The 25,904-nt window shown below is 49.6% G+C and carries 24 protein-coding genes; 5 read left to right on the plus strand and 19 right to left on the minus strand.

Annotation, left to right across the window (positions count from 1 at the left end; translation table 11 throughout):
* Positions 1-16: 16 nt before the first annotated feature.
* The 9 genes from BACSA_RS00665 to BACSA_RS00695 all read right to left on the minus strand — a co-directional run bounded on the left by BACSA_RS00665 (position 17) and on the right by BACSA_RS00695 (position 7,266).
* Positions 17-1,006 (minus strand): Gfo/Idh/MocA family protein, encoded by a 990-nt coding sequence (locus tag BACSA_RS00665; RefSeq protein ID WP_013616200.1) that lies wholly within the window; start codon positions 1,004-1,006, stop codon positions 17-19.
* Between the two features lie 15 nt (positions 1,007-1,021).
* Positions 1,022-1,840 carry a transporter substrate-binding domain-containing protein gene (locus BACSA_RS00670; RefSeq protein WP_041583808.1) on the minus strand — a complete coding sequence of 273 codons (819 nt, stop codon included), beginning with the start codon at positions 1,838-1,840 and terminating at the stop codon, positions 1,022-1,024.
* Between the two features lie 10 nt (positions 1,841-1,850).
* A complete protein-coding gene (locus BACSA_RS00675; protein ID WP_013616202.1) occupies positions 1,851-3,947 on the minus strand; it encodes a putative porin in 2,097 nt (698 codons plus the stop codon).
* A 117-nt stretch (positions 3,948-4,064) separates the two neighbouring features.
* Positions 4,065-4,610 carry a 2-oxoacid:acceptor oxidoreductase family protein gene (locus tag BACSA_RS00680; RefSeq protein ID WP_013616203.1) on the minus strand — a complete coding sequence of 182 codons (546 nt, stop codon included), beginning with the start codon at positions 4,608-4,610 and terminating at the stop codon, positions 4,065-4,067.
* Positions 4,611-4,637: 27 nt separating this feature from the next.
* Positions 4,638-5,405 (minus strand): thiamine pyrophosphate-dependent enzyme, encoded by a 768-nt coding sequence (locus BACSA_RS00685; protein WP_013616204.1) that lies wholly within the window; start codon positions 5,403-5,405, stop codon positions 4,638-4,640.
* Between the two features lie 19 nt (positions 5,406-5,424).
* Positions 5,425-5,601: a hypothetical protein gene (locus tag BACSA_RS20005; RefSeq protein WP_013616205.1), complete on the minus strand. Its 177-nt coding sequence runs from the start codon at positions 5,599-5,601 to the stop codon at positions 5,425-5,427.
* Between the two features lie 14 nt (positions 5,602-5,615).
* Positions 5,616-6,695, minus strand: coding sequence for a 3-methyl-2-oxobutanoate dehydrogenase subunit VorB (locus tag BACSA_RS00690; protein WP_013616206.1), 1,080 nt, complete (start codon positions 6,693-6,695; stop codon positions 5,616-5,618).
* A 45-nt stretch (positions 6,696-6,740) separates the two neighbouring features.
* On the minus strand, positions 6,741-6,968 hold the full coding sequence (locus BACSA_RS19055) for a 4Fe-4S binding protein (protein WP_013616207.1): 228 nt from the start codon (positions 6,966-6,968) through the stop codon (positions 6,741-6,743).
* Between the two features lie 19 nt (positions 6,969-6,987).
* Complete coding sequence (locus BACSA_RS00695; RefSeq protein WP_013616208.1) at positions 6,988-7,266, minus strand: tetratricopeptide repeat protein; 279 nt, start codon at positions 7,264-7,266, stop codon at positions 6,988-6,990.
* Between the two features lie 180 nt (positions 7,267-7,446).
* On the opposite strand from BACSA_RS00695, the gene BACSA_RS00700 reads away from it, so the two are divergent.
* Both BACSA_RS00700 and BACSA_RS00705 read left to right on the plus strand, forming a co-directional pair.
* Positions 7,447-9,741, plus strand: a complete 2,295-nt coding sequence (locus BACSA_RS00700) for a bifunctional dihydroorotate dehydrogenase B NAD binding subunit/NADPH-dependent glutamate synthase (protein ID WP_013616209.1) — start codon at positions 7,447-7,449, stop codon at positions 9,739-9,741.
* A 558-nt stretch (positions 9,742-10,299) separates the two neighbouring features.
* Positions 10,300-11,757, plus strand: coding sequence for a Na+/H+ antiporter NhaC family protein (locus tag BACSA_RS00705; RefSeq protein WP_041583809.1), 1,458 nt, complete (start codon positions 10,300-10,302; stop codon positions 11,755-11,757).
* Positions 11,758-11,983: 226 nt separating this feature from the next.
* On the opposite strand, the gene BACSA_RS00710 is transcribed toward BACSA_RS00705, so the two are convergent.
* The 9 genes from BACSA_RS00710 to BACSA_RS00750 all read right to left on the minus strand — a co-directional run bounded on the left by BACSA_RS00710 (position 11,984) and on the right by BACSA_RS00750 (position 21,375).
* Positions 11,984-13,342, minus strand: a complete 1,359-nt coding sequence (locus tag BACSA_RS00710) for a dipeptidase (RefSeq protein WP_013616211.1) — start codon at positions 13,340-13,342, stop codon at positions 11,984-11,986.
* A 168-nt stretch (positions 13,343-13,510) separates the two neighbouring features.
* A complete protein-coding gene (aroC, locus tag BACSA_RS00715) occupies positions 13,511-14,587 on the minus strand; it encodes a chorismate synthase (RefSeq protein WP_013616212.1) in 1,077 nt (358 codons plus the stop codon).
* Positions 14,588-14,762: 175 nt separating this feature from the next.
* A complete protein-coding gene (locus BACSA_RS00720) occupies positions 14,763-15,677 on the minus strand; it encodes a TPM domain-containing protein (protein ID WP_013616213.1) in 915 nt (304 codons plus the stop codon).
* A gap of 9 nt (positions 15,678-15,686) precedes the next feature.
* Positions 15,687-16,268 carry a LemA family protein gene (locus tag BACSA_RS00725; RefSeq protein WP_013616214.1) on the minus strand — a complete coding sequence of 194 codons (582 nt, stop codon included), beginning with the start codon at positions 16,266-16,268 and terminating at the stop codon, positions 15,687-15,689.
* Between the two features lie 242 nt (positions 16,269-16,510).
* Positions 16,511-17,488, minus strand: coding sequence for an alpha/beta hydrolase (locus BACSA_RS00730; protein ID WP_013616215.1), 978 nt, complete (start codon positions 17,486-17,488; stop codon positions 16,511-16,513).
* Between the two features lie 124 nt (positions 17,489-17,612).
* On the minus strand, positions 17,613-18,356 hold the full coding sequence (locus BACSA_RS00735) for a shikimate dehydrogenase family protein (protein ID WP_013616216.1): 744 nt from the start codon (positions 18,354-18,356) through the stop codon (positions 17,613-17,615).
* A gap of 103 nt (positions 18,357-18,459) precedes the next feature.
* A complete protein-coding gene (ubiE, locus tag BACSA_RS00740) occupies positions 18,460-19,200 on the minus strand; it encodes a bifunctional demethylmenaquinone methyltransferase/2-methoxy-6-polyprenyl-1,4-benzoquinol methylase UbiE (protein WP_013616217.1) in 741 nt (246 codons plus the stop codon).
* 156 nt (positions 19,201-19,356) lie between these two features.
* Positions 19,357-20,304, minus strand: a complete 948-nt coding sequence (locus BACSA_RS00745) for a phosphoribosylaminoimidazolesuccinocarboxamide synthase (RefSeq protein ID WP_013616218.1) — start codon at positions 20,302-20,304, stop codon at positions 19,357-19,359.
* 90 nt (positions 20,305-20,394) lie between these two features.
* Positions 20,395-21,375, minus strand: a complete 981-nt coding sequence (locus BACSA_RS00750) for a PhoH family protein (RefSeq protein WP_013616219.1) — start codon at positions 21,373-21,375, stop codon at positions 20,395-20,397.
* A gap of 205 nt (positions 21,376-21,580) precedes the next feature.
* Between BACSA_RS00750 and BACSA_RS00755 the strand changes: the two genes are divergently transcribed.
* From BACSA_RS00755 to BACSA_RS00765, 3 genes are read left to right on the plus strand one after another with little or no spacing between them, the layout of a single operon-like run.
* Complete coding sequence (locus BACSA_RS00755) at positions 21,581-22,189, plus strand: DUF5715 family protein (RefSeq protein ID WP_394358876.1); 609 nt, start codon at positions 21,581-21,583, stop codon at positions 22,187-22,189.
* Between the two features lie 4 nt (positions 22,190-22,193).
* Complete coding sequence (gene truA / locus BACSA_RS00760; protein ID WP_013616221.1) at positions 22,194-23,000, plus strand: tRNA pseudouridine(38-40) synthase TruA; 807 nt, start codon at positions 22,194-22,196, stop codon at positions 22,998-23,000.
* A 6-nt stretch (positions 23,001-23,006) separates the two neighbouring features.
* The gene (locus tag BACSA_RS00765) at positions 23,007-24,866 is read left to right on the plus strand and encodes an SLC13 family permease (protein WP_013616222.1); all 1,860 of its coding nucleotides are present in this window, start codon (positions 23,007-23,009) and stop codon (positions 24,864-24,866) included.
* 228 nt (positions 24,867-25,094) lie between these two features.
* Here BACSA_RS00765 and BACSA_RS00770 read toward each other — a convergent pair whose 3' ends face one another.
* Positions 25,095-25,868, minus strand: coding sequence for a TIGR03915 family putative DNA repair protein (locus BACSA_RS00770; RefSeq protein WP_041584142.1), 774 nt, complete (start codon positions 25,866-25,868; stop codon positions 25,095-25,097).
* Between the last annotated feature and the right edge of the window lie 36 nt (positions 25,869-25,904).

The raw sequence follows: 25,904 nt of genomic DNA on the forward strand, positions 1-25,904 counted from the left end.
AAAATGTATCTGAATCTTACAGTTTGTTCAGAATGCGGTCCATTACCCAGTTGGTGGGAGTGGCACTCACGCCATCGCAGGTACAGATGGCTTTCCCTTGCAAGTGCTCCACTACAGCTTTGATTAGCGGGAGCTGTACGTAAGGCGGATTTTGAGGCAATATCTCTTCCCGTCCGCGCTCGGTATGCAGCCCGATAGGTTCGTAGGTGAAGACCGAGAAACAAATCATGCCCTTGTCTCCGATGATTTCGATGCGGTCTTCTTTGGCAGACTCGTGTGCCACAAAGCACCATGAACCCGAACCGGGCAATCCGGATTCAAATTTGAAGCAGGCGCTGATGGTGTCTTCTGCCTGATACAATCCGCCCCGGTTGCTCTTGTAGCCTTCGGCTTCCAGAATGCAACCGAACATTTCCTGCAACAAATCCAGCTGGTGAGGAGCCAGGTCGTAGAAATAACCTCCTCCTGCAATGTCGGGCTGTACCCGCCAAGGCAGGTTGGTGCTGTTATAGTCCAGGTTACGCGGAGGTTGTGCGAAACGGATTTGAACATTGATGACATTGCCGATTTCGCCTTCTTCTACCAATTGGCGCACTTTTTGGAAATAAGGCAAATAGCGCCGGTAATATGCCACAAAGCAAGGCACGCCGGTCTCTTGTGAGATACGGTTGATGCGGGCACAGTCTTCGTATGTGGCAGCCATTGGTTTTTCGATATAGACAGGCTTTCCTGCTTTCATCGCCATAATGGCGAATGTGGCGTGTGAAGAAGGCGGTGTAGCGATATAAATGGCGTTTACGTCTTCATCCCCAATCAGTTCTTGCGCATCGGTATACCAGCGCGGGATATTGTGCCGGCGGGCGTACGACTTCACTTTTTCCTCGTCACGGCTCATGACGGCAACTACTTTCGAGCCTTCTATCATGTTGAAGGCGGGGCCGCTTTTCTTTTCGGTTACTTCTCCGCAGCCGATAAAGCCCCAGTTAACAGTGTCTAATTGTATCATATTATAAGGTATATATCAGTTAAAATATTTTTGTTGCAGTTGGCGGTAAGCTTCAGTCTTGCTGAATTGGTCCAGCCAAAGGTTGAGGCTGTCGAGCAGGGCAGGAGCGTGTTTGTTTACGCCCCATGCATAAAATTGTGTGAAGCTTATGGCTGTGTTGATGTCGAGGTTGGGGAAGCGTGGCAACAACTGGCTGGCTATATTTTCATCGCATACGGCATAGTCGATGTCTTTTGCCGCTACCATGGCAAGCAATTGCTCGGGACCGTATTGGGCTACGTCTTCAATATAAATGGTATCGGCTATTTCATTCATCAGGTTGTGAATCCGGAGTAAGGCAGGGGAGCCTTTGATGACATGCAGCCTTTTGTGTGCCAAGTCCAGTTGGCTTTTAATGTATGTGCTGTCTTTTTCCCCTTCTTGCTTGCGTTGTACCAATACTTGTTTGCTTAACGTCAAAGGGCGGGTAAAAAGCAAGGTGTCTTTTGATTGGGTCGTGACAACGGTGCCTGTAGCCAGAATGTCGTATTTCCCTTCGATTACTCCTTTTAGCCGTTGCTCGAAGCTCATTTCGGGAGTTATCTCTAACCTGAGTTTTTGGGCAGAGGCAAAAGCGTGCAGTAGTTCGTAATCAAACCCTTGCAGGGTATCATTGGTTACATGATAACTGATGGTGTTGTATTCTGTAACGGCACGCAATACGCCTGATTCGATGATTTCGGCATAGTTGCGTGGGCGGTAGGACGGTTTTTCTTCTTTTTGTGTATTGAATGCGATAATGCCTATAATAACGGCAAATGCTGCCATTCCATACTTGACCATTTTTTTTCGCATAAGCTAAAGATTAATCAAAGAAGTTCCATGAAATGCCGATTTTAAACAAACGCGGATTCAATGGATAATGGGGAGCAAGGAAATAGCTGTGTGCTCCTCGTCCTTGAATCAGGTTATACATCATCAGGAAGATACGGGTACGTTTCAGGTGCAGGTTAATATATCCGTTCAGTAGCGGATAATTCCCGAGTTTATATCGTGTCTCTTTGTTTTGCAGATAGAATTGCCCGATAGCCGGTGCATAATCGGGTGCATAATATTCTGTAAAGTAACGGACATCGGCACCCATTTCCACTTCCAGTACCTTTTTCGCCAGTCCGAAACTGAGGTAGAGGTTGTGGTAAAGTGTAAGTTTGGGAAGCGGCAGGATGTCCTGGTTGCTGGAGGTCTGGTAAGTCACTTCATTGTCAAGGTGCAGGATACCGACTTTAAAGTCTTGGCGGAGCGAAGCACTGAACACCTGAATGCTTCCCGAATGTTGGGCTACGCCTACATTGTTCAGGAAAGAAGCGGACGTTTCCGAACCTTCCTCTCCACCTGTGACTACCGATGTATTATCCAAGTAAGTATAGTTTGTGATATTCTCCACTCCTGCCTTCAATTGGGTGCGCCAGCGGTCAATGCTCAGTTTGCCTTCGATGCGGGTTCTCATCATTTTAGACAAATCGTTGTTGTCCCACCAGTAATGCTTCGAATGGAAATGGCGGTAATAAAAGGTCGGGTTCTGGTTTTTAATGAATGCGTTTGCCTCCAGGCGTACGGTGTCGTTAAAGAGGCGGAAGTTCATGTTTCCGTTTCCTTCTACCGAGAATGCTCCGGCGTCTTCGCCTATCAGGGCGAATTCTCCCGTTACGTTGTAGTGGAACATCTTTCCTTGTTCTTTAATCAATTGTCCTCCTACCGAAATGACATTTTCAGTGTATTTGGTCGGAATGCGTTGCCCGGGTGTGCCTGTAATGGTATCGGTCATCGTAAACTGCCTGAGCTCATGGCTGATGAAAGCCGTCAGTCCGGCTTTTGCCCATTTATTGAATCCTTCACGGAGTGAGATGCCGAACGTGTTTTTTACCGCAAGGTAATCGGTTTTGTCCCGTTCCACGTCTGGCAAGAAGTTGTTCAAGAAGTATTCTTGATTCTGCTCTTCGTTTTGCGAGATGTACTTGCGTTTCGCTATATCTACTTTCAGCGTGTGCATAAAGCTGGTGACTGGCACAAAAACTTGCGTCACGAGGGTGTCGTTCTCATTCGGATTGTCACGGTAGAACCCGAGATTGTAACGGTGTGTCAGAAAAGCATGATATCCTGTATTATGGTTCCAAATATCAGTCAGGTTGGTAGGAATTTCACTATTGGCGTAGGTTCTTCCGCCTTCTGCCATATCAATAGGCGCACTGACATAGCGGTCATCGGTAATACCTCCGTTTTCAGCCACTTTCAGGTTGTCATTGATAAAGCTGAAGTGCATGTTGTATTTGTCGCCTAAATAATAGGCGAAAAGATTTCCGTTGAATAGCGCGGTGGATTGGTGTGCATATTTCCCTCGTCCGTACACGTAGTCAATATTGAAGCCGAATCCAAGCCGTTTATTGGCATTTACGGCAAAATAGGCTTTGAACCGTTCTTCTCCGTCGCGGCTGCTTCCTTGTTTATAGTAAGTCAGGTTGACGAAAGGGGATTTGGTATTGGTATAGGTTACGTCTTGCGGCTGCAGGACAGTGTAGTCGTATGGGTCGAAAAAGAAAAATTGGCTGGCGTCTTTCCGGTCGAAGTACACATGTGCGATACGTGGGGCACCCAGGTTTCCCAAATAGGTATAATGCCCGTACGGACCTCCTGTATCGTTTGTGTTCTGAAAGCCATGCTGTAGTGTATCAACCGGCACTTCGGTGCGGTTGCCGAAGCGGGCGTCAATTTTCCACGAGGTCAGTCCTATCGGAATCGTGCTGGCGTCGTTGACAGCTGTTGTGTCTATCGGATTGCCATTGCGGTCGAATCCGTCTCTGTCTGTTCCTGAAGCAGAACTGCCGAATTGGTTCGATAAGGTGTTTTGTGCGGATATCGTTCCGCATATCAATGCTATGATTGCTGTAATAAGTATCTTCTTCATAATGGAGGCAAAGATACAAAAGAAAAACGAAATGCAAGATAAGTTGTGTATGGAGTTTATATTTATTAAAGGAGTGACGACGCAAAGCCACATCGTCACTCCTTTACTCTTGGAGAGTCACTTCACTTCCTTGATGATATCCATACCGATGTGGATAGCTTCTTCGTTCATCGGAATCAATTTGTGATGGCGTTCTGGCAAGGTCTTGTAAAGGGCTTTCACGACACTTTCTATCGAGACTACCGGACGGAGTTTCAATAAGCCTCCTAAAACAATCATATTGAATGTCTTTGCCATTTTGCGTTCGTTCGCTTCGTCCATGGCATCAATGCGGTAGACATGAATGTCTTTCCGTGTAGGAGGATTGATAATGCCGTATCCGTCATAAATCAGGATGCCGCCCGGTTTCACTTTGTCTTCAAATTTAGCCAAAGAAGGTTGGTTTAAGATAATTGCCGTATCGTATTTGCTCAGAATCGGCGATGAAATCCGTTCGTCACTAATGATGACAGTTACGTTTGCGGTGCCTCCACGTTGTTCAGGACCATAGGCAGGCATCCATGTAACTTCCTTGCCTTCCATCAGTCCGGAATAGGCAAGGATTTTCCCCATCGACAAAACGCCTTGTCCGCCAAATCCTGCTATGATGATTTCTTCTTTCATGTTGTTTTAAGTTTTTGAGTTCATGACTTAAATAGTCGTATCTTTCAAATCTCCCAGCGGATAGAATGGGAACATGTTTTCTTCCATCCATTTGTTGGCAGCTTCCGGAGACATCTTCCAGCCCGAATTGCAGGTTGAAACGATTTCTACCAAACTCGAACCTTTGTGTTGCATCGAGTTTTCGAATGCTTTACGGATGGCTTTCTTGGCTTTACGGATGGCTGCCACGTTTTGCACCGATTGGCGGGTCACGTAGCAGGTGCCTTGAAGCGTAGCGGCTATTTCGGTCATCTTCAACGGGTAACCGTGAATTTCCGGATTGCGTCCGTAAGGGCAAGTGGCTGTTTTCATGCCGATTAGGGTTGTGGGAGCCATTTGGCCGCCTGTCATGCCGTAAATGGCATTGTTGATAAAGATAATGGTGATATTGTCGCCACGGTTCAGGGCATGGATGCTTTCGGCTGTACCGATACATGCCAAATCTCCGTCACCCTGGTACGTGAATACCAGACGGTCGGGCCATAGGCGTTTGATGGCTCCCGCCAAAGCGGGTGCGCGTCCGTGGGCAGCTTCCAGGCAATCTATGTCCAAATAATTATACATAAATACCGCGCAGCCTACCGGACTGATGCCGATGGCTTTTTCGGTCATTCCCATTTCTTCGATAACTTCTGCTATCAATTTGTGCACTACTCCGTGGCTGCATCCCGGGCAATAGTGCATCGGGTTGTCGTTCAGCAATGTAGGTTTCTTATAAACCAGGTTTTCGGGTTTTACTATATCTTCTTTCGTCATAATTTATCCTCCTTGTCGGTTAGCGTAGTAAAAAACGGAGCATATACTCAATCATTTTGATGAAAATAGAGCCTCCGCATACGTAGAAGAAGAGTGTCTTGTCATCGGTCTGTGTGAAATAGAGGATAACAGAGGCAAGTGCTCCTATCATAAAAATGACATTCAGTATGGTTCTGATTCGGTCTATATTGTTCATGGCCTGTTCTTGTTTTAACGGATGATTTTAGATTTCAACGCATCAACCACTTCATCCGGGTCGGGCACAATGCCTCCCAAACGTCCGAAATGTTCTACCGGAATGTTGCATTCTACCGCCAGTTTGACGTCTTCAATCATCTGTCCGCTATTTAATTCGACAACAAGGATGCCTTTTACGTTTTTAGCCCGTTCTGCCAAGGCTTTGCTTGGGAAGGGCCATAAGGTGATGGGGCGGAACAGGCCGATTTTAATGCCTTCTTCGCGTGCATGTTCCATTGATTTCTGTGCGATGCGGGCACATGAGCCGAAGGCTACTATCAGGTATTCGGCATCTTCGCAATTGATTTCTTCATAGCGTGTCTCGTTTGCTTCGATTTCCGCATATTTGGCTTGCAGGTGCAGGTTGCGCTGTTCCATTACCGCCGGGTCAAGTTCGAGGGAGGTGATGACGTTCGGTCTGCGTCCCTTGCGTCCTGTAGCCGCCCAAGGGCATTGGGCAATGATTTCTTCTTCCGTGCGGCGCGGACGGGGTTCGGGCAATACGACTTTTTCCATCATCTGGCCGATAACACCGTCGGCAAGGATCATTGCCGGGTTGCGGTATTTGAAAGCCAGTTCGAATGCCAGTCCTACGAAGTCTGCCATTTCCTGTACCGATGCCGGTGCCAATGCGATAACATGGTAATCGCCATGCCCTCCTCCTTTCGTTGTCTGGAAATAATCGGCCTGGCTGGGCTGGATGGTTCCCAGTCCGGGACCTCCGCGCATCACGTTTACCACCAGGCAGGGGAGTTCGGCACCTGCGATGTAAGAGATGCCTTCCTGTTTCAGGCTGACGCCCGGGCTGGATGACGAGGTCATCACCATTTTTCCTGTGCCGGCGCCTCCGTATACCATATTAATAGCTGCCACTTCGCTTTCTGCCTGCAGGACCACCATGCCGGTTGTCTCCCACGGTTTCAGTTCGGCAAGAGTTTCCAATACTTCTGATTGGGGAGTGATAGGATAGCCGAAGTAACCGTCTACGCCGAACCGGATGGCGGCGTGGGCAATGGCTTCGTTTCCTTTCATTAAGACTACTTCTTCTGCCATATCTTTTTTGAATTTTAGTTTTTAAGTTTCTAAGTCCTTAAGAACTTACGCTTCTTTCGCTCTGTATACAGTCAGACATGCGTCCGGACATACGATGGCGCACGAAGAACATCCGTTGCAGGTGTCTTCTACAATCTGCTGTACATAATTATATCCTTTTTGATTAACTTTAGAGGTGAGTGACAAAACGTGCAACGGACACGCTACAACACATAGGTTGCAGCCTTTGCAGCGTTCTGTATTCACGACAACTACACCTTTCATTTTAGCCATAGTAAACCTTATCTTTAATTTATTGATTAAACATATCTTTGTTATAGAAATTAAGAATGTCTATCACCATGTTCCGCGCTTCGGATGCCGGACTGTCCGGATTGATGTCTATGGCTTCCTGATAATTGTTCAGGGCGCCCTGCCAGTCTCCTTGCTTGCGGAATGCGTTTCCCAGTAAGTAATAGATGTCATCGGCATCCTCGGGCTGCTGGTTCAAAAGCTGGTTTAACCGGCTGACGGCTATGTCAACATTGCCTTCATCTATCCAGTCTTTTATCTCTTTCAGTCTTTCGGTCATGGTTACGGAATCATTTGTATTGTCGGCAAAGATAGGTTTTATTTTCTATCAAATTGTCTTTTCGCCCGAATATTTCGTATTCTTTCCTGAAAAAAACGTTACTTTCTTGGTATTTGGTTGGCAAATGTGCTTGAAAAGTCTAACTTTGCAACTGCTGAAACTAACTTATTTACATAGACAATGAATAAAATTATTTCTAAAGAACATTTTTCGGAGAAGGTATTCAAGCTGGTGGTAGAAGCCCCCTTGATTGCCAAATCCCGTAAAGCAGGGCATTTCGTGATTGTACGTGTCGGCGAAAAAGGCGAACGTATGCCCTTGACCATTGCCGGTGCCGACCCGGTAAAAGGTACCATTACGCTGGTCGTACAGGAAGTGGGCTTGTCGTCCACCCGTTTGTGTGAGTTGAATGAAGGCGACTATATTACCGATGTAGTGGGGCCGTTGGGGAAGGCTACGCATATCGAGAACTTCGGTACGGTGGTTTGTGCCGGAGGAGGTGTCGGCGTGGCTCCGATGTTGCCTATCGTCCAGGCTTTGAAAGCTGCGGGCAACCGGGTGATAACCGTACTTGCCGGGCGTACCAAGGAACTGATTATCCTGGAAAAGGAGATGCGCGAAAGCTCGGACGAGGTGATTATCATGACCGATGACGGCTCGTACGGAAAGAAAGGGCTGGTGACCGAAGGCGTCGAAGAAGTCATTAAGCGCGAGAAAGTGGACAAGTGTTTTGCCATCGGACCGGCGGTGATGATGAAATTCGTCTGCCTGCTTACCCGGAAATACGATATACCCACCGATGTGTCGCTTAATACCATTATGGTGGACGGAACGGGTATGTGTGGCGCCTGCCGTATTACCGTAGGAGGGAAGACCCGGTTCGTATGTGTGGACGGGCCGGAGTTCGACGGGCATCAGGTAGACTTCGATGAAATGCTGAAGCGTATGGGGGCTTTCCGCGATATCGAACGCGAGGAAATCCATAAGCTTGACCCGGTAGACCCTGATGCATGCGAGGCGGTCAAGGCGTTGGATGACCGTAGCGCTCCGTGGCGTGAGGCATTGCGCAAGTCGATGAAACCGAAGGAACGTACGGCTATCCCCCGCGTTAGGATGAACGAATTAGACCCCGAATACCGTTCGCACCGCCGGAAAGAGGAAGTCAACCTCGGCTTGAATGAAGAACAGGCACTGACCGAAGCCAAACGCTGTCTGGATTGTGCCAATCCCTCTTGTATGGAAGGCTGTCCGGTTGGCATTAATATTCCGGGATTCATCAAGAACATCGAGCGTGGCGAGTTCCTCGAAGCGGCACGGGTGTTGAAGCAGACCAGTGCCCTGCCAGCCGTATGCGGCCGGGTCTGCCCGCAGGAAAAGCAGTGCGAGTCGAAGTGCATCCACCTGAAGATGGGGCACGAAGCGGTAGCTATCGGTTATCTGGAACGTTTTGCAGCCGATTACGAACGGGATAGCGGGAATATTTCTGTTCCCGAAATAGCCGGAAAGAATGGCATCAAGGTGGCGGTTGTCGGCTCGGGCCCTGCCGGCTTGTCGTTTGCCGGCGATATGGCGAAATTGGGCTATGAGGTAACCGTGTTCGAGGCATTGCACGAGATAGGCGGCGTATTGAAATACGGCATTCCCGAGTTCCGTCTCCCGAACAGGATTGTGGATGTCGAAATTGATAACCTGGCGAAGATGGGCGTGCAGTTCGTGAAAGACTGCATTGTGGGCAAGACGATTTCGGTAGACGACCTGCAGGCGGAAGGGTATAAGGGCATTTTCGTGGCTTCGGGAGCCGGGCTGCCTAACTTCATGAACATACCCGGAGAGAACTCTATCAACATCATGTCATCGAATGAATACCTGACCCGTGTCAACCTGATGGATGCGGCAAGTGAGGATTCCGATACGCCGGTCACTTTCGGCAAACGTGTCGTAGTGGTAGGAGGCGGAAATACGGCTATGGACTCCGTGCGTACGGCGCGCCGCTTGGGAGCCGAACGCGCCATTATCGTTTACCGCCGTTCGGAAGCCGAAATGCCTGCCCGTATCGAGGAGGTGAAACATGCCAAAGAAGAGGGAGTGGAATTTATGACACTGCACAATCCGATAGAATATATTGCCGACGAGCAAGGCCGTGTGAAACAGGTCGTTCTCCAGAAGATGGAATTGGGCGAGCCCGACGCTTCGGGACGCCGCAGTCCGGTGCCCATTCCGGGTGCGACCGTTACCTTAGACATCGACATGGCGATTGTCAGCGTAGGCGTATCCCCCAACCCGATTGTGCCTAATTCGATTCCGGGATTGGAATTGGGGCGCAAGGGCACCATTGCGGTCAATGAGAATATGCAGTCATCCATTGCCACTATCTATGCCGGAGGCGACATCGTGCGCGGAGGCGCTACGGTGATTCTGGCGATGGGAGACGGACGCCGTGCCGCCGCGGCTATGGACAAGCAATTGCGCGGATAATTGACAAAGGATAATTAGTGGAACACAGAGACGCAGAGGCACAGAGTCTTATTTACGATTTTACAAATTACGGAGTACGGTTTCATATCAAAATAGTAAATGGGACATTGAAAAATAAATTATAGTAGAACAAAATTGGTTTGCGAAAAATGGATTGGAACACAGAGACACAAAGGCACAGAGTTTTATTTCTTTGAGAGAACAGAGTTCACGGTGCAAAGTGCTGACTTTATGATCTTTGCTTTTTCTGTATAATTATTTCTCCGTGTCTCTGCGTCTCTGTGTTCGATAAAGAATCACATTGATTTTTCGCAATCCATTTCCGATTAACTATATTATGAATATTCGCATTCTACCCAATTGCCTTGTAGGGGCGTATCGCATACGCCCCGAAAACATCCGCATGGGTTAGTTGGCGCATTCGGGCGTATGCGATACGCCCCTACATGGGATGTTTGCGGATATCCAAATACAATATTCCTCTGTGTCTCCGTGTCTCTGTGTTCCGTTATTAATTGATAGAAAAATATGGATACAAACGAGCGAGTGCAATCTACTATGCGCCGGCTGCCCTCGTGGCAGGTTTCGCTGGTGCCTTTTGGGGTATTGACCCTGTCGTTAGTGGTCGTAATCAAGATTTTTGGGGCGGATGCGCTTTTGGGCGGAAGCCAGGTGTGTCTGTTGCTGGCAACGGCTGTTACAGCGGCTATTTCCATGTTTGTTTACAAAGCCTCATGGAACAGGCTGGAGACGTGCATTTTGGATAACATCCGTGCCGTAGGGTCGGCTATTCTGATTCTGTTTCTTATCGGCGCGATAGCCGGAACATGGATGGTGAGCGGCATTGTGCCCGCCTTGATTTGTTACGGCTTGAAAATCATTTATCCGGCGGTGTTTCTTGCGGCGGCGTGCGTGATATGCGCGTTGGTATCGGTCATGACGGGAAGTTCGTGGACTACCATTGCGACCATCGGCGTGGCGTTGATTGGCATCGGGATTGCCCAAGGGTTCGATCCCGGCTGGACGGCAGGAGCCATTGTGTCGGGAGCGTATTTTGGGGATAAGATTTCCCCTTTGTCCGATACGACGGTGCTGGCTTCTTCCGCTTCGGGGACTCCCTTGTTTACGCATATCCGCTATATGATGATTACCACGGTTCCTTCGCTGGCTGTTACGCTGGTTGTCTTTCTGGCGGCAAGCCTGATGCATCCGCCGGTAGAAGCGTCGCAGGCAGATGAGTTTGCCGGCGCATTGGAAGCCGCTTTCCATGTCACTCCCTGGCTGCTGGCGGTCCCGGTGCTTACGGGGGTGCTGATTGTGAAGAAAGTGCCCGCTATCCTGACGCTGTTCTGTGCGGCGGTAATGGCGGCGGTTTTCGCGCTTCTTTTCCAGCCTCAGGCGGTGTGGGCGGTAGCTCATCCCGATTTGCCCGCCTCGGCTTATCCGGGGCTTTCGTTTTGGGATGCCTGCAAGGGGGTGGCCGTCACGTTTTACGGCTCTACCGCCATTCAGACCGGCAATGCCGCCATCGACTCGTTGATTGCCACGCGCGGTATGACGGGCATGCTCAATACGGTTTTCCTGATTATCTGCTCGGTGACGTTCGGAGGCGTGCTGGCAGGAAGCGGCATGTTGAGGAGCCTCACCGAATTGTTCGCGCGCTTGGCTCATCGGGCGGTTACGCTGGTCGGGGCTACGGTTGGGACCGGAGTAATGTGTAATGTCGTTACGGGCGACCAGTATATCTCCATTCTGCTGACCAGCAGCCTGTATAAGAAATTGTATGAGCGGAAAGGGTACGAAAACCGTTTGCTGAGCCGTGCGGTAGAAGATTCGGCTACGGTCACTTCGGTACTCATCCCGTGGAATTCGTGCGGCATGACGCAAGCCACGGTCTTGAAGGTGCCGACGCTGGAGTACCTTCCTTATTGCTTTTTCAATATCTTGTCCCCGTTTATGTCGGTGCTCATTGCCGCGATAGGCTATAAGATTTTCCGGAGGAAGACGGAGGAATGAAGAATGAAGAGTGAAGAATGAAGAATTCCATGCGGGCGAAGCGATTCTTCATTCTTTTGTCACGCTGGATTTGTAATCCAGCGTAATCCATGTGTGGATTTGTAATCCGCATCATCAGCCAACGGTGCTTGTTTTGCATGAGCGTCATGCCGTTCGCCTTTTCCGAGGGCTTGGCAGACGCAAACGGCTTGGTTTTGACATAAGACGGATGCTGCTGATTATGGGCTTATAAGTCCAATGCCTTATAAAATTCTGTAACCGCTTCGATTCCTTTTCGGAAGATGTCGAGGCGGAAGTTCTCGTTGGGCGAATGGATGGCATCGCTCTCCAGCCCGAAGCCCATCAGGATGGTTTTGATGCCGAGAATCTGCTCGAAATCGCTGATGATGGGGATGCTTCCTCCGCGCCGTACCGCCAACGGCTGCTTGCCGAATGCTTTGGCGAATCCTTGTTCCGCTGCCACGTAAGCAGGGTGTGTGATGGGGCATACGTAGCCCTCGCCGCCGTGCATCGGGGTTACCTTGACTTGTACGTATTCGGGAGCGATGCTTTGGATATAGCCGGTGAACAGGCGCGAGATGGTTTCGTGGTTTTGGTGGGGTACGAGGCGGCATGACACCTTGGCGTATGCTTTGGATGGCAACACCGTTTTCGAACCTTCGCCTGTATACCCTCCCCAAATGCCGCAGACATCGAATGACGGACGGCAACTGTTCCGTTCCAGCGTGGAATATCCCTTTTCGCCTTTCAGGGCTTTCACCCCGATAGCTGCCTTGTAGGCTTCTTCATCGAAGGGGATGCTGGCTATCATCCGGCGTTCGGCTTCGGGTACCGGCTCTACATCGTCATAGAAATGCGGGATGGTGATGCGTCCGTCGGCATCGGTCACCTTCGCCAACAGTCCGCACAACACGTTGATGGGGTTTGCCACCGCTCCGCCGAAATGTCCCGAGTGGAGGTCGCGGTTGGGTCCTGTCACTTCGATTTCCCAATATGCCAGGCCGCGCAGGCCGGTGGTGAGCGAAGGCAGATCGGCTCCGAGCATGCTGGTGTCTGATACAAGAATCACATCTGCACGCAAGAGTTCGCGATGTTCTTTGAGGAAAGCGTTCAGGCTGGGCGAACCGATTTCTTCCTCGCCTTCGAAGATGAATTTCACGTTGTGGCGGAGCAGGCCTTCGCGCACCATGTATTCGAATGCTTTTACCTGAATCATGGATTGCCCCTTGTCGTCGTCCGCGCCGCGTGCCCAGATGCGTCCGTCGCGGATTTCCGGTTCGAATGGCTGGCTGTTCCAAAGTTCCAGCGGTTCGGCGGGCATCACGTCGTAGTGGGCGTAGACCAGTATGGTAGGTGCGTTCGGGTCAATGCGTTTCTCGGCATACACTAACGGATTGCCTTCCGAAGGCATAACCATTGCCTCATCGGCTCCGGCTTCCAGCAGCAGCTGGCGCCAGCGTTCGGCGCAGGCGAGCATGTCTTCTTTGTGTTGGGGCAGGGCGCTGATGCTGGGGATGCGGATCAGGCTGGCCAGTTCGTCGAGGAACCGCGCTTCGTTTTCTTGGATGTATTGCTTGATTTCCATGTAATTGTGTGTTTTTGTTTCACCACAGATTACACAGATTTAATTAATAATTAATAGTTAATAAATAATAATTGTATATTCTGTTCTATACGAAAAACTGACATCCGGCGTGACCAAATTATTAATTGTTAATTGTTAATTAAATCTGTGTAATCTGTGGTGAGAGGTTTACATTCGGGTGGTTTTGTTCAATAAGTAATAGTCGAGGATGGTCATGGCAGCCATCGCCTCTACAATGGGGACTGCACGGGGCAATACGCAAGGGTCGTGGCGCCCGCGGGCTTTCAGGATGGTTTCGTTTCCTTCTTTATCTACCGTGGGCTGTTCCATGAGAATGGTGGCTACGGGTTTGAACGCTACACGGAAGTAGATGTCTTCTCCGTTGCTGATGCCTCCCTGAATGCCTCCCGAGCGGTTGGTGTGCAGGGCAATATGTCCATTTTCGTTGTAGAACACATCGTTTTGCTGGCTCCCTCTCAGTTCCATGCTTCCGAATCCTTGCCCGTATTCGAATCCTTTGGCGGCGTTGATGCTTAGCATGGCATTCCCCAATGCGGCATGAAGCTTTCCGAAGGCGGGTTCTCCCAGTCCGACAGGGCATCCTTGGATGATGCAGCTTACCGTTCCTCCTACGGTATCGCCTTCACCCTTTACCCGGAGGATAAGCTCTTCCATTTGCCGGGCTAATACGGGGTCGGGGCACCGCACCGGATTGTCTTCGATGTGTCGCAAGTCGTATTGGGTATAGCTTTTGTCTAACACCAGTGTGCCTACTTGTGACGTGAATGCCGTAATCTGTACGCCTATCTCTTTTAACGCTAGTTTCGCCAAAGCGCCTCCTACAACGCGGGATATGGTTTCGCGTGCAGAGGAACGCCCTCCGCCCCGATGGTCGCGTATGCCGTATTTCTGCGTATAGGTGAAATCGGCATGTGAGGGGCGGAATACATCTTTCATGTTGTCGTAGTCGGACGAATGCTGGTTGGTGTTCCATACCACGAACCCGATGGGGCATCCCGTTGACACCCCTTCGTAGATGCCCGAAAGGAATTCTACGGTGTCGGCTTCCTTGCGTCCGGTAGTAAGGGCGGACTGGCCCGGGCGCCGGCGTGCAAGCTCGTTCTGCACAAAGTCTTCATCGATGCGGATGCCTGCGGGGAATCCGTCTATGATGCCTCCGATTGCCTTCCCATGCGATTCGCCGAAGCTGGTTAATGTGAATATGTTTCCAAAAGTGTTGCTCATTTGAGTTTTAAGTTTTTAGGTTTTTGAGTCTTTGAAACGCAGATTTCCGCAGATTCACGCAGATTATTTTATAATTTATTTTCAGTGTTGTCTGTGTTCTGATATTTAATCTGCGTTAATCTGCGTTTCAATTTCCGGTATGGAAATTGTCAATTATCAATTCCTCTGTGGTGAATTAGAATTTGCTTCCTGCGCCTCCGCCTCCGAAGTCTCCTCCTCCGAAACTTCCTCCGCCGAAGCCTCCGCCTCCATGTCCTCCTCCGCCTCCGAAGAACGGACCGCCTAAGAAGGGCCAGCCGTTTCCGCCGCGGTGGTGGAAATCGTCATCGTCACGTATACGGCGTTGCTTGCGCACCACATTGCCGCAATTCCCGCATACGTATGTTGTTTCTTCTATGCGCTCGCCTTCTTGTGAAAAGTTCTGTACGGAAATCTGGCGGAGCTTGTATTTATGGCACTGGGGACAACGTTTGCGCTGCTTGGCGCTGAGCCACAGGAACAGGGGCACAAGGATGAAGCAACAGAAGAAAATCGTAAACAGGAGCAGGGTATCGTCTTCGCTTTCTCCGGAAGGCTGGGCGGGGGAGCCGGTTTCTTCTAATCGGGCGCACAGGGCTTGGATGCCTGCCAACATGCCTGCATCCCATTCGTCTTTACCGAAATGCGGGTTCATGTAGCGCACTTGTATCCGTTTGCATACGGCATCGGGGAGGTCGCCTTCCAGTCCGTATCCCGTAGCGAACTGGATGCACCTTTCGCTTGTGGAGAGCAGGATGACCAACCCTTTGTCGGTTTTTTTCCTGCCTACTCCGTTTTCCCTTCCCAACCGGTAGGCGAAATCAAAACAGTCTCCGCCTTCTATTTGCCCTACCGCTACTACCAAAGTCTGTATTCCCGTTTTGCGTTCGAGGGCATACAGTGCCGTATCAATGGCATATACCGTGGTTTCGCTCAAGATGCCGTCGGGGTTGCTTACGTAGCGCCGGGCATCCTGCAGGTGTACCATGGGAATGTCTTCTACCTTGTATACCTTGGCCTGTGTCCAAAGTACAAAGGCGGATAGCAAGAAGAGTAACAACTGTTTTTTCATAGGCGAGGGTTAGAACTTGACTTCAGGGGCTTGATCGGCTCCTTCTTCCGCTTCAAAGTACGGGCGTTTCTCGAATCCGAAGATACCTGCGAAGATGTTTTTCGGGAAACGGCGGATGGCGGTGTTGTATTCGCGTGCCGTTTCGTTGAACTTGCGCCGCTCTACGCTGATGCGGTTTTCCGTGCCTTCCAGTTGTGCCTGAAGTTCCTTGAAGTTTTCGTTGGCTTTCAGGTCGGGATAGTTTTCGGTCACGGCAAGCAAGCGTCCCAAAGCGCTTCCTATCTCGCCTTGCGCCCGTTGGTAAGCCGCCAGTTTTTCAGGCGTAAGGTCATCGATATCGATTGACATTTGTGTCGCTTTCGCACGGGCCGATACTACGGCATCGAATGTTTCTTTCTCGTGTGCCGCATATCCCTTGACGGTATTTACAAGGTTCGGAATCAGGTCAGAGCGCCGTTGGTACTGGTTTTCCACATTGCTCCAGGCGGTTCCCACTTTTTCTTCTTGTGTCACCATCGAGTTATACGAAGAAACACCGTATCCTATCAGTACGACAAGTACTACAATCACGATAATCCAAGTTTTTTTCATACAATTATTGTTTTATTGGTTTTACTTTTCTGTTTTTGTCTGCTCACAAAGATACGTCTTTTCTTTTAGAGCCTGTTTAAATTTTCCAATAAAGTAATATTCTATCAGGTTCTTTTGCGTTTGTTCCCGGTCTGTTTTCCCGATTTTATTCGTCAGATAGCCCGCTATCTTCCTCATAAAGTCAGAAAAACATCCTCGAAAACAATTCGCAAAATTAACCTGAGCAAAATTTAAACAGGCTCTTAATTTCCAATTTCCGTTTCATTGGAAAGGCAGGGCATAACAAACGCTTTTACTTTTTCGGTGTACGCTTCGGGATAGTTACGGTACGAATGTGCATGGTCTGTCTCCGGAACTATCCATAGCGCCTTAGGTTGAGGTTTGGCTTCGTAAAGCTGGTATACCATCCGTGTGGGCACAAAGTCGTCTTTCTCTCCATGAATGAAAAGCATGGGTTTGTGGCATTTCTTTATCTGGTTCAGTGCGGATGCCTCGTGGAAGTTCCATCCGTTTTGAAGTTGGCATATCCATTCCGTCACGTATAGTAAGGGAAAGGCGGGCAGGTGGAACAGGTTTTTCAGTTCCTTTTCGAACTGGTCCCATACGCTGGTGTATCCGCAATCCTCTACGAAGCACCGTACATAGTCGGGGAGCGTTTCGCCGGAGAGCATCATCGTAGTGGCTGCTCCCATGGAAATGCCATGTACTACGGTGCGGATGGAGTCGCCGAAGATGTGCGGGGCGGCATCTATCCATTGCATCACGTCTTTCCGGTCGAGCCATCCCATTTGGATGGCGTTGCCTTCGGTCAATCCCGCATAACGCAAGTCGGGCAGGAGGATGTTGTAGCCTAAAGAACGGTTGTAAAGGTATCCGATGTGGAACATGCGGATGGCATTGTCTGTATAACCATGTACGATGACGGCAGTATGTGCCGTAGGTTGCGGTGCCCGTACATAAAAAGCGTGCATACGGATGCCGTCGGGAGCGGTGATAAAGGTGTCGCGCAGGGCTTGGCATCGGGTCAGGCTGTCTATCCAAGGCACGATGTGCGGGTATGTCTGGCGCATATATGCCATCGAGCCTTCCATGTCTTTCCCGCGGTTTACGGGGCGGAGGGAGAAGTCGAGCATATACAGCCCTGCTCCGATGGACAGTCCGATAAGGAGGAGCAAGGTGGCTCCACCTATGACGAGGGCTTTTTTCTTTTTCTTATCCATTCCGTGTGATTTTTTATTGCACACAGAGACACGGTAATTATCAATTGTCAATTAAAAAAACTCTGTGCCTTTGTGTCTCTGTGTTCCATTCCATTTTCGCAAACCCATTCTGTTTTGTACTCACTTATTGGTTCCATATTTCCCATGACCCGAAGGCTTGGAGCAAGAGCATTTCGAGTCCGTTTTTTACAGCGGCTCCCCGGTCACTTCCTTTTTTCATGAAGAGTGTCGTGTCGGGATTATAAAGCAAGTCGTAGAGTAAATGTTTGGAAGTAAGGCATTCGTAAGGAATATTCGGGCACTGGTCTGCTTGCGGGTACATTCCCACAGGGGTACAATTGACGATGACCTTGTATTCGTCCATGATTTCGGGAGTAAGCTCATCGTAAGTAATCGTTTGTTCGTTGTGCTGGTTTCTGGATACGAAAAGCGTTTCCAGCCCTAATTCTTTCAATCCATAGTTGATAGCCTTCGAAGATCCTCCGGTCCCCAGGATGAGCGCTTTCTTGTGGTATGATTCCAGCAACGACTCTATCGAACGGGTAAAGCCGATAACGTCCGAATTATATCCTGCCAGTTTTAGCTTCCCCTTAACCTGTTCGAATTTAATGACATTGACCGCACCGATTTTGGCGGCTACCGGGTCTACCCGGTCTAAGAAGGAGATAACTTTCTCTTTGTAAGGAATAGTGACATTTAATCCGCATAAATCGGGATTCATTGTCACGACTTTGGGAAAGTCTTCGATGGTTGGTATCTCGAAATTGATGTATTGCGCGTCAATGTTTTCCGATGCGAATTTCTCATTAAAAAAGTTCTTGGAAAAAGAATGTCCGAGCGGATAACCTATCAAACCAAATTTTTTCATGAATATAAGTTTTTTAAGTTCTTGAGCTTTTGAGTTCTTAAGTTCTTGAGTTTATTAATTCCTGTTATGCATGAAGAACTTAAAAACTTAAAAACTAAACGGGTTATTTAGTTGCAAAGTATAGCGTGCAGATGCCCATGGTCAGCCTTTTGAATGCCACTTCCCGAAAGCCCGCCTTGCGGAGGATGCCTTGCATCACTTCTCCCTGAGGGAAAGCCTTGATGGAATTGGGCAGATAGGTATAGGCACTACGGTCTTTAGAGAATAGTTTTCCTAAATTCGGAATAACCACTTTCGAGTAGAGGGCATAAAGTTGCTTCATCGGGAACCATTCGGGTTCGGATAGCTCCAATATCACAAGATGTCCGCCCGGAATCAACACCCGATGCATTTCTTGCAGCCCTTTGTCCAGATTCTCGAAATTACGCACTCCGAAAGCCACGGTGATGGCATCGAAACGGGCATCGGGAAAGGTAAGGGCGGTGCAGTCTTCTTTGGCGAAAGAGATATGTGCTTCCAGGTTTGCCTGTTTCACTTTCTCTCTTCCCACGTTCATCATCCCTTCCGATATATCTGTTCCTATCAGTTCTTCGGGCTGGAGCATGTGGTATGCCTGTATGGCAAAGTCGCCCGTGCCTGTAGCTACATCCATGATGTGTTGAGGGCGGTAAGGCTTGAGCAGGCGGATTGCTTTACGCCTCCAGCTTTTATCAATGTCCAATGAGAGCAGGTGGTTCAGTTTGTCGTAGGCAGGGGCGATGTTGTCGAACATCTTCTCTACCTGCGCCGCCTTCCCTTCGCTTTCATTATAAGGTTTGATTTTCTCTTGGGGGTAATGAGTCATGTTTTTTAATGTGCTAATTGTTATAATGAACAATGTGCTAATGTGTCAATGAGTTTTTAATGTGCTAATGAACAATGTGCTGATAGAAAAAATATTCCCACATTAGCACATTCTCGCATTAGCACATTGTCACATTCTCACATTCTCACATTGTTATCATTCCATCAGATAGTCCATCACATTCTTTTCGATACGTTCGGCAAGGTGGTCAGTATCGGCTTTTACAAACGGTTCGCCTGTGATGTGTTCGAACAGCTCGATGTAACGGTCGCTGATAGAGTTTACGATTTCGGGAGTCATTTCGGGCACCTGTTGCCCTTCTTTTCCTTGGAAGCCGTTTGCCATCAGCCATTCGCGTACAAACTCTTTCGATAATTGCTTTTGGGGCAATTCTTTCTCGAAACGTTCCTGATAGCCTTCCGAGTAGAAATAGCGGCTGGAGTCGGGCGTATGGATTTCGTCCATCAGGTAAATCTGTCCGTTGTGCTTTCCGAACTCGTATTTCGTGTCTACCAGAATCAGTCCTCTTTCGGCTGCGATTTGTGTGCCGCGTTCGAAAAGGGCGAGGGTATAACGTTCCAGAATTTCATATTCTTCGGGAGTGGCAAGTCCGCGGGCAAGGATTTCCTCTTTCGAGATGTCCTCGTCGTGCATGCCCATTTCGGCCTTGGTGGTAGGAGTGATAATCGGGTGGGGGAACTTCTCGTTCTCACGCATGTTGTCGGGAAGGCGTACGCCGCAAATCTCGCGTACTCCGCTCTTATAGGCACGCCATGCGCTTCCGCACAAGTATCCGCGTACAATCATTTCGACGGGGAATCCCTGGCACAATACGCCTACGGTCACCATCGGGTCGGGAGTGGCAAGTTTCCAGTTGGGGCAAATGTCGGCGGTAGCATCCAAGAATTTGGCTGCTATCTGGTTCAGCATCTGTCCTTTATAGGGGATGCCTTCGGGCAAAACCACATCAAAAGCCGAGATGCGGTCGGTAGCTACCATAATCAGTTTTTCATCGTTGATGTTATACACATCACGTACTTTGCCATGATAAACACTTTTCAGTCCCGGAAAGTGAAAATCGGTTTTTGTTAAAGCTTTACTCATATTGCTATATATATTATAGGTGTATTTTTTTTAGTTGACAAGCTTCGGTTGACAAGTTGGCGAGGTTCTGAATGCCGTTGGTAAAACAAATCAGGACCTTGTTCCCTTGTCAGCTTGTTGCTTTGTTGCCTTTATCTCTTCTTCGAACTTTTCGTATGCCTCCACAATGCGGGTCACCAGCTTGTGGCGCACGATGTCTTTCTTGTTCAGCTCGATGAAGCTGATGCCTTTTATTCCTTTCAGAATCTTCAGGGCTTGTATCAAGCCTGAAGTCTGGTGCGAGGGAAGGTCTATTTGCGTCATGTCGCCCGTTACAATCATCTTTGTGTTCAAGCCCATGCGGGTAAGGAACATCTTGATTTGTTGGGTTGTGGTGTTTTGCGCCTCATCGAGAATCACCACGGCATCGTTCAACGTCCGTCCGCGCATGAAAGCGAGCGGAGCAATCTGAATGATGTTCAAGTCCATGTATTCCTTTAGTTTGGCTGCCGGAATCATGTCTTGCAGGGCATCGTAAAGCGGTTGCAGGTACGGGTCGATTTTGTCTTTCATGTCTCCGGGAAGGAAACCCAGCTTCTCGCCGGCTTCTACCGCCGGTCGGCTTAAGATGATTTTCTTGATTTCCTTGTTCTTCAACGCCCGCACGGCAAGGGCTATCGCCGTATAGGTCTTTCCCGAACCGGCAGGCCCGATGGCGAAAGTCAGGTCGTTCTTCTCGAATTCCTTGACCAGCTTCAACTGGTTCTCGCTTCGGGGCGTAATCGGTTTTCCCGTCACGCTGTATACGATGGCATCGCCCGTCTTTTCTACCGCAGGCTTGTTCCCTTTGATAATGTCCAGAATCGCTTCCTCGTTCAATGAATTGTATTGTGCGCAATGTTTCTCCAAGTCCAGAACGGTTTCTTCGAAAGCGCACATTTCTTCTTCATCTCCCATAACTTTGATGACATTTCCGCGCGCCACGATGCGCAGCTTGGGGAATAATGCCTTAATCATCTGCATGTTGGCGTTATTGGCGCCATAGAAGATTACCGGGTCGGTATCCTCCAGTACGATATGCTTTTCTATCATTCAGTCTTTGCTCGTAATTAAATTTTCTGCAAATTTAATCATTCCTTTGAATCTACAAACGCCTTATCGGGCAAATTCTTTCTTTTTTCATCTTGTGTTTCATCGAATATCCTTATCTTTGCGTGTCTTAAAATGGGAAAGTATGAAGAAAATATCGGATATAAGCTTGATTGTGTGCGGATTCCTGCTGCTTTTGGGAAGCTGTATGGAGCCCGACCGCACAATCGTGCTGAACAACCCTCACAATATACGGGGGGTGGTGAGTTATAAACGGAGTTTCAATGATTTGAACGATGTGCAGCTTGCAACGGCGAAGCGTATCGGCATCCGTCCGATAGCATCGCGAAAGGACGCCGAAGACGAGGTGGAATCTTCCCACCTTACCCGAATCGCTCCGTGCGAGCGGTACGATGTGGATTCGTTGACTCACTCCATTCCTTACCTCATCCCGAAAGCCGAAGCCTTGCTTGATACCATTGGCGTCAATTTTCTCGACTCGTTGAAGCAGAAGGGGCTGAACCCGAACAAGATAATCGTGACCTCGGTGTTGCGTACCAAAGATGATGTGAAACGCTTGCGCCGCACCAACGGGAATGCTTCGCTTAATTCGTGTCATTTTTATGGAACCACGTTCGATGTCAGTTGGAAACGGTTTGTGAAAGTAGAGCATCCCGAAGGACGCCCCATGCAGGATGTGGGGGCGGATACGTTGAAGATGGTGCTCTCGGAAGTGCTCCGTGACTTGCGGAAAGCCGACCGGTGTTACGTAAAGTACGAGTTGCGTCAAGGATGTTTTCACATAACGGCACGGTGAGCGTATGGCACGGTATTTCATGTATTTAGGATACGACGGTACGAATTATCACGGCTGGCAAATCCAGCCCAACGGGGCGAGTGTGCAGGAAGAGTTGCAGAAAGCGCTCTCTACCTTGATGCGCCGTCCGGTAGAAGTGGTGGGGGCAGGACGCACGGATGCGGGAGTGCATGCCAGCCTGATGGTGGCGCATGCGGATATAGATGCGTTGGCGGATGCGGCTATATGGGTGGGCAAACTCAACCGCTTGCTTCCGCCCGACATTGCGGTATACCGTATGCGGAGGGTTGCGGACGATGCCCATGCCCGTTTTGACGCTACTTATCGGAAGTATCAGTATCATGTCACGACAAGCAAGAATCCTTTTCTCCGGCATTATGCGTGGCGGGTGTTCCAGCCGCTTGACTTCGGGCGGATGAACGAAGCCGCTTCCGTGCTTTTCGAGTATACCGACTTTACGAGCTTCAGCAAGTTGCATACCGATGTGAAGACCAACAATTGCCGCATCCTGTATGCCCGCTGGGAGCAGACGGGAGCGGATGAATGGGTATTTACCATTCAGGCAGACCGGTTCTTGCGCAATATGGTGCGGGCGGTGGTAGGTACGCTGGTCGAAGTAGGGAGGGGGAAGCTCACCATAGAAGGGTTCCGCCGGGTAATAGAAGCGAAAAACCGGTGCAGTGCGGGTACGTCTGTGCCCGGAAATGCCCTTTTTCTGGTCGATGTGGGGTATCCCGAACATTTGTTCCTTGATGCGGAAGAAAAGGCTTCTGTTTCTTCTGCGGTGAATGATAGTCATTTAAATAGTTGATTTATTATGCTGGTTACATTAATTATATTGGTGCTTTCGGCGGCTTTTTTCGTTTCGGGAAAGGTCCGTTCGGATATCGTGGCGCTTTGTGCCTTGATAGGCTTGTTGGTATTTCAGGTTCTTACCCCCGAAGAAGCTTTATCGGGCTTTTCCAATTCGGTGGTGATAATGATGGTAGGACTGTTTGTAGTAGGCGGCGCTATCTTCCAGACCGGGTTGGCGAAGATGATTAGTTCGCGCATCCTGAAGCTTGCCGGAAAAAGCGAGCTGAGGTTGTTCTTGCTGGTCATGCTGGTCACTTCGGCTATCGGAGCTTTTGTGAGCAATACGGGAACGGTAGCCCTGATGCTCCCCATCGTAGTAAGCCTTGCCGCAAATGCGGGCATGAATCCCGGACGTTTGTTGATGCCTCTTGCCTTTGCAAGCAGCATGGGAGGCATGATGACGCTTATCGGTACGCCTCCCAACTTGGTTATCCAGGATACGTTGGTGCATGCCGGATTCGAGCCTTTGTCGTTTTTCTCGTTCTTGCCGGTGGGCTTGATTTGCATGTTGACCGGTATTCTGGTCTTGTTGCCTCTTACCAAATGGTTCCTTTCGAAAAGGAAGAAGAAGGACGAGGAGGTTTCTTCCGGAAAATCGTTGAGCGAACTGGTGAAGGAGTATGGCTTGGCGCACAACCTGTTCCGCCTGCGGGTAGATGCCGCTTCGGATATCGTAGGGCAAACGGTGCAGACGCTGGATGTGAGGCGGCGTTATGGACTGAATATTCTGGAGGTGCGCCGTGGGGAAGCATCGCAACACCGTTTCCTGAAGACGGTTACGCAGAAGCTGGCTTCGGCGGATACGGTTATTCAGGCGAATGACGTATTGTATATTAACGGAGACGCTTCGGCGGTAAACCGTTTTGCCGGCGAGTGCAGGCTGGAGATGATGGACGGACATGCCACCGAGGAAGCTGGCAATGGCGAACGCTCATTGGGCTTTTACGACATCGGCATTGCTGAAATTGTGTTGATGCCTACCTCCAACATCCTCAATCAGCGGGTGAAAGAAGCCGGTTTCCGCGATAAGTTCAATGTGAATGTGCTGGGCATCCGCCGGAAGAAAGAATACATCTTGCAAGACCTTGGCAACGAGCGGATGCATAACGGCGATGTGTTGCTTGTGCAAGGGCAATGGCAGGACATAGCCCGGCTGACCAAGGAAGATACCGATTGGGTCGTATTGGGGCAGCCGCTTGCCGAAGCCGCCAAGGTGACACTGGATTACAAGGCACCGGTGGCAGCGTTTATTATGGTTTTGATGGTGGTGATGATGGTGTTCGACTTTATTCCGGTGGCTCCCGTTACGGCGGTGATGATAGCCGCCATGCTCATGGTGCTTACGGGGTGCTTCCGCAATGTGGAGGCTGCATATAAGACGATTAACTGGGAAACAATCGTGCTTTTTGCCGCAATGCTTCCCATGTCGCTTGCCTTGGAGAAAACCGGCGCTTCCGAATCCATATCCAATTCCTTGGTGAGCGGGTTGGGGGCTTACGGACCCATAGCTTTGATGGCTGGAATTTACTTTACCACTTCTCTGATGACGATGTTTATCAGCAATACGGTGACGGCTGTGCTTATGGCGCCTATTGCCTTGCAAAGCGCGGTGCAGATAGGGGTTAGTCCGGTTCCGTTCCTTTTTGCGGTGACCGTAGCGGCAAGCATGTGTTTCGCTTCTCCGTTTTCCACTCCGCCCAATGCCTTGGTGATGCCTGCCGGGCAATATACGTTTATGGATTATATTAAGGTGGGTCTTCCGTTGCAGATTATCATGGGAATCGTGATGGTATTCGCGCTTCCGATGCTTTTCCCGTTCTGACGGGGGAGACACATAGTCTCAATAAACGATGCGGGCTGCTTGTTCTCCGGCATCAGGCTTTTGCGTGGCGGGTCCTCACAGGTCAGGACTGCAGTTTTATGGGGTCAGGACTCCAGTCCTTACAGCATAGGACTGCAGTCCTTGCCGGGAGGACTGGCGGAAGGAGCAGGATGTCTTAGGTTATGTATGCGTTTGCGTGGGGGAAAGCGGATGCATGGCGGAGGCTTTTCAGCCTTCGTTCTTTTCGGTCAGAAACTTCCAGTACCGGACGGGCATATCTTTTTTGTGCTTTACGGGATTGAGCCGTTCGCGGATGCAGATGGAGTCGAAATAGTTTTTCCAAAGTGCTTGGTATAGTTTTTCGTTTTTGTCCAACAGGTTTTCGTCTACTTTCCCTGTGCGCAATGCCCCTTGGCTGGCATGGGTGAATGTGATTTCATCGACGTGTGTGCCATTATAGGAATAGCCGTATTTGCGTTTGGCATCGTAGATAATCCAAGGCTGGTCGGCAAAACGGTCCCGGAAATGTCCGATTGTGAGTGGAATGACATCGTAGAGCGGCTCCATTATTCCGAAATAAGTGCCGTCTGCCAGCTTTTGGAAACGCATGAACTGGAGGATGCGGTACCGTTCTCCGCTCACTTTCCTTCCCAGTTGGGTTACGGAAAGGATGGTCGGGTCGGCAAAGTCGGTATGGATTGGGACGGGCGAGTCTACTACTTTTTTCATGTACCGCAAGAGGAGCATGGGGGCTTCGGGCGTTTCCGAAAGCCAGCAATAAGTGAGTAGGGTAGCGTTCCGTCCCGGAAGCTTCCGGCACAAGGCTTTCCATACTCTTTCGGCTTTGCCAAGGTCGGTTATGACGCGGTGCACTTCATCATAGAACAAAGGCAAAGGCTCTGCTTCATGCAACAAAGCATGGGGGAAGCTTTTTCGGGCGTATGCATCAAACAGAGCCGTAAGCAATCCTTCGAATGTGCGGTCGTATGTGAAAATAATCATTCTGACTGATGTCATGGAATTAAGCATTGGCCATGC

This window comes from Phocaeicola salanitronis DSM 18170 (assembly GCF_000190575.1).
In the GTDB taxonomy this organism is placed as follows: Bacteria; Bacteroidota; Bacteroidia; order Bacteroidales; family Bacteroidaceae; genus Phocaeicola; species Phocaeicola salanitronis.

Excerpts from the sequence above, each read along its gene's own strand:
- BACSA_RS00725 (WP_013616214.1), bottom strand. The coding sequence starts at position 16,268 with ATGAAAAAAACTTGGATTATCGTGATTGTAGTACTTGTCGTACTGATA.
- BACSA_RS00700 (WP_013616209.1), top strand. The coding sequence starts at position 7,447 with ATGAATAAAATTATTTCTAAAGAACATTTTTCGGAGAAGGTATTCAAG.
- aroC (WP_013616212.1), bottom strand. The coding sequence starts at position 14,587 with ATGAGCAACACTTTTGGAAACATATTCACATTAACCAGCTTCGGCGAA.
- BACSA_RS00670 (WP_041583808.1), bottom strand. The coding sequence starts at position 1,840 with ATGCGAAAAAAAATGGTCAAGTATGGAATGGCAGCATTTGCCGTTATT.
- BACSA_RS00750 (WP_013616219.1), bottom strand. The coding sequence starts at position 21,375 with ATGATAGAAAAGCATATCGTACTGGAGGATACCGACCCGGTAATCTTC.
- BACSA_RS00710 (WP_013616211.1), bottom strand. The coding sequence starts at position 13,342 with ATGGAAATCAAGCAATACATCCAAGAAAACGAAGCGCGGTTCCTCGAC.
- BACSA_RS00755 (WP_394358876.1), top strand. The coding sequence starts at position 21,581 with ATGGAGCCCGACCGCACAATCGTGCTGAACAACCCTCACAATATACGG.
- BACSA_RS00675 (WP_013616202.1), bottom strand. The coding sequence starts at position 3,947 with ATGAAGAAGATACTTATTACAGCAATCATAGCATTGATATGCGGAACG.
- BACSA_RS00720 (WP_013616213.1), bottom strand. The coding sequence starts at position 15,677 with ATGAAAAAACAGTTGTTACTCTTCTTGCTATCCGCCTTTGTACTTTGG.
- truA (WP_013616221.1), top strand. The coding sequence starts at position 22,194 with ATGGCACGGTATTTCATGTATTTAGGATACGACGGTACGAATTATCAC.
- BACSA_RS00680 (WP_013616203.1), bottom strand. The coding sequence starts at position 4,610 with ATGAAAGAAGAAATCATCATAGCAGGATTTGGCGGACAAGGCGTTTTG.
- BACSA_RS00690 (WP_013616206.1), bottom strand. The coding sequence starts at position 6,695 with ATGGCAGAAGAAGTAGTCTTAATGAAAGGAAACGAAGCCATTGCCCAC.
- BACSA_RS00745 (WP_013616218.1), bottom strand. The coding sequence starts at position 20,304 with ATGAGTAAAGCTTTAACAAAAACCGATTTTCACTTTCCGGGACTGAAA.
- BACSA_RS19055 (WP_013616207.1), bottom strand. The coding sequence starts at position 6,968 with ATGGCTAAAATGAAAGGTGTAGTTGTCGTGAATACAGAACGCTGCAAA.
- BACSA_RS00665 (WP_013616200.1), bottom strand. The coding sequence starts at position 1,006 with ATGATACAATTAGACACTGTTAACTGGGGCTTTATCGGCTGCGGAGAA.
- ubiE (WP_013616217.1), bottom strand. The coding sequence starts at position 19,200 with ATGACTCATTACCCCCAAGAGAAAATCAAACCTTATAATGAAAGCGAA.
- BACSA_RS00770 (WP_041584142.1), bottom strand. The coding sequence starts at position 25,868 with ATGATTATTTTCACATACGACCGCACATTCGAAGGATTGCTTACGGCT.
- BACSA_RS00685 (WP_013616204.1), bottom strand. The coding sequence starts at position 5,405 with ATGACGAAAGAAGATATAGTAAAACCCGAAAACCTGGTTTATAAGAAA.
- BACSA_RS00765 (WP_013616222.1), top strand. The coding sequence starts at position 23,007 with ATGCTGGTTACATTAATTATATTGGTGCTTTCGGCGGCTTTTTTCGTT.
- BACSA_RS00730 (WP_013616215.1), bottom strand. The coding sequence starts at position 17,488 with ATGGATAAGAAAAAGAAAAAAGCCCTCGTCATAGGTGGAGCCACCTTG.
- BACSA_RS20005 (WP_013616205.1), bottom strand. The coding sequence starts at position 5,601 with ATGAACAATATAGACCGAATCAGAACCATACTGAATGTCATTTTTATG.
- BACSA_RS00695 (WP_013616208.1), bottom strand. The coding sequence starts at position 7,266 with ATGACCGAAAGACTGAAAGAGATAAAAGACTGGATAGATGAAGGCAAT.
- BACSA_RS00735 (WP_013616216.1), bottom strand. The coding sequence starts at position 18,356 with ATGAAAAAATTTGGTTTGATAGGTTATCCGCTCGGACATTCTTTTTCC.
- BACSA_RS00705 (WP_041583809.1), top strand. The coding sequence starts at position 10,300 with ATGCGCCGGCTGCCCTCGTGGCAGGTTTCGCTGGTGCCTTTTGGGGTA.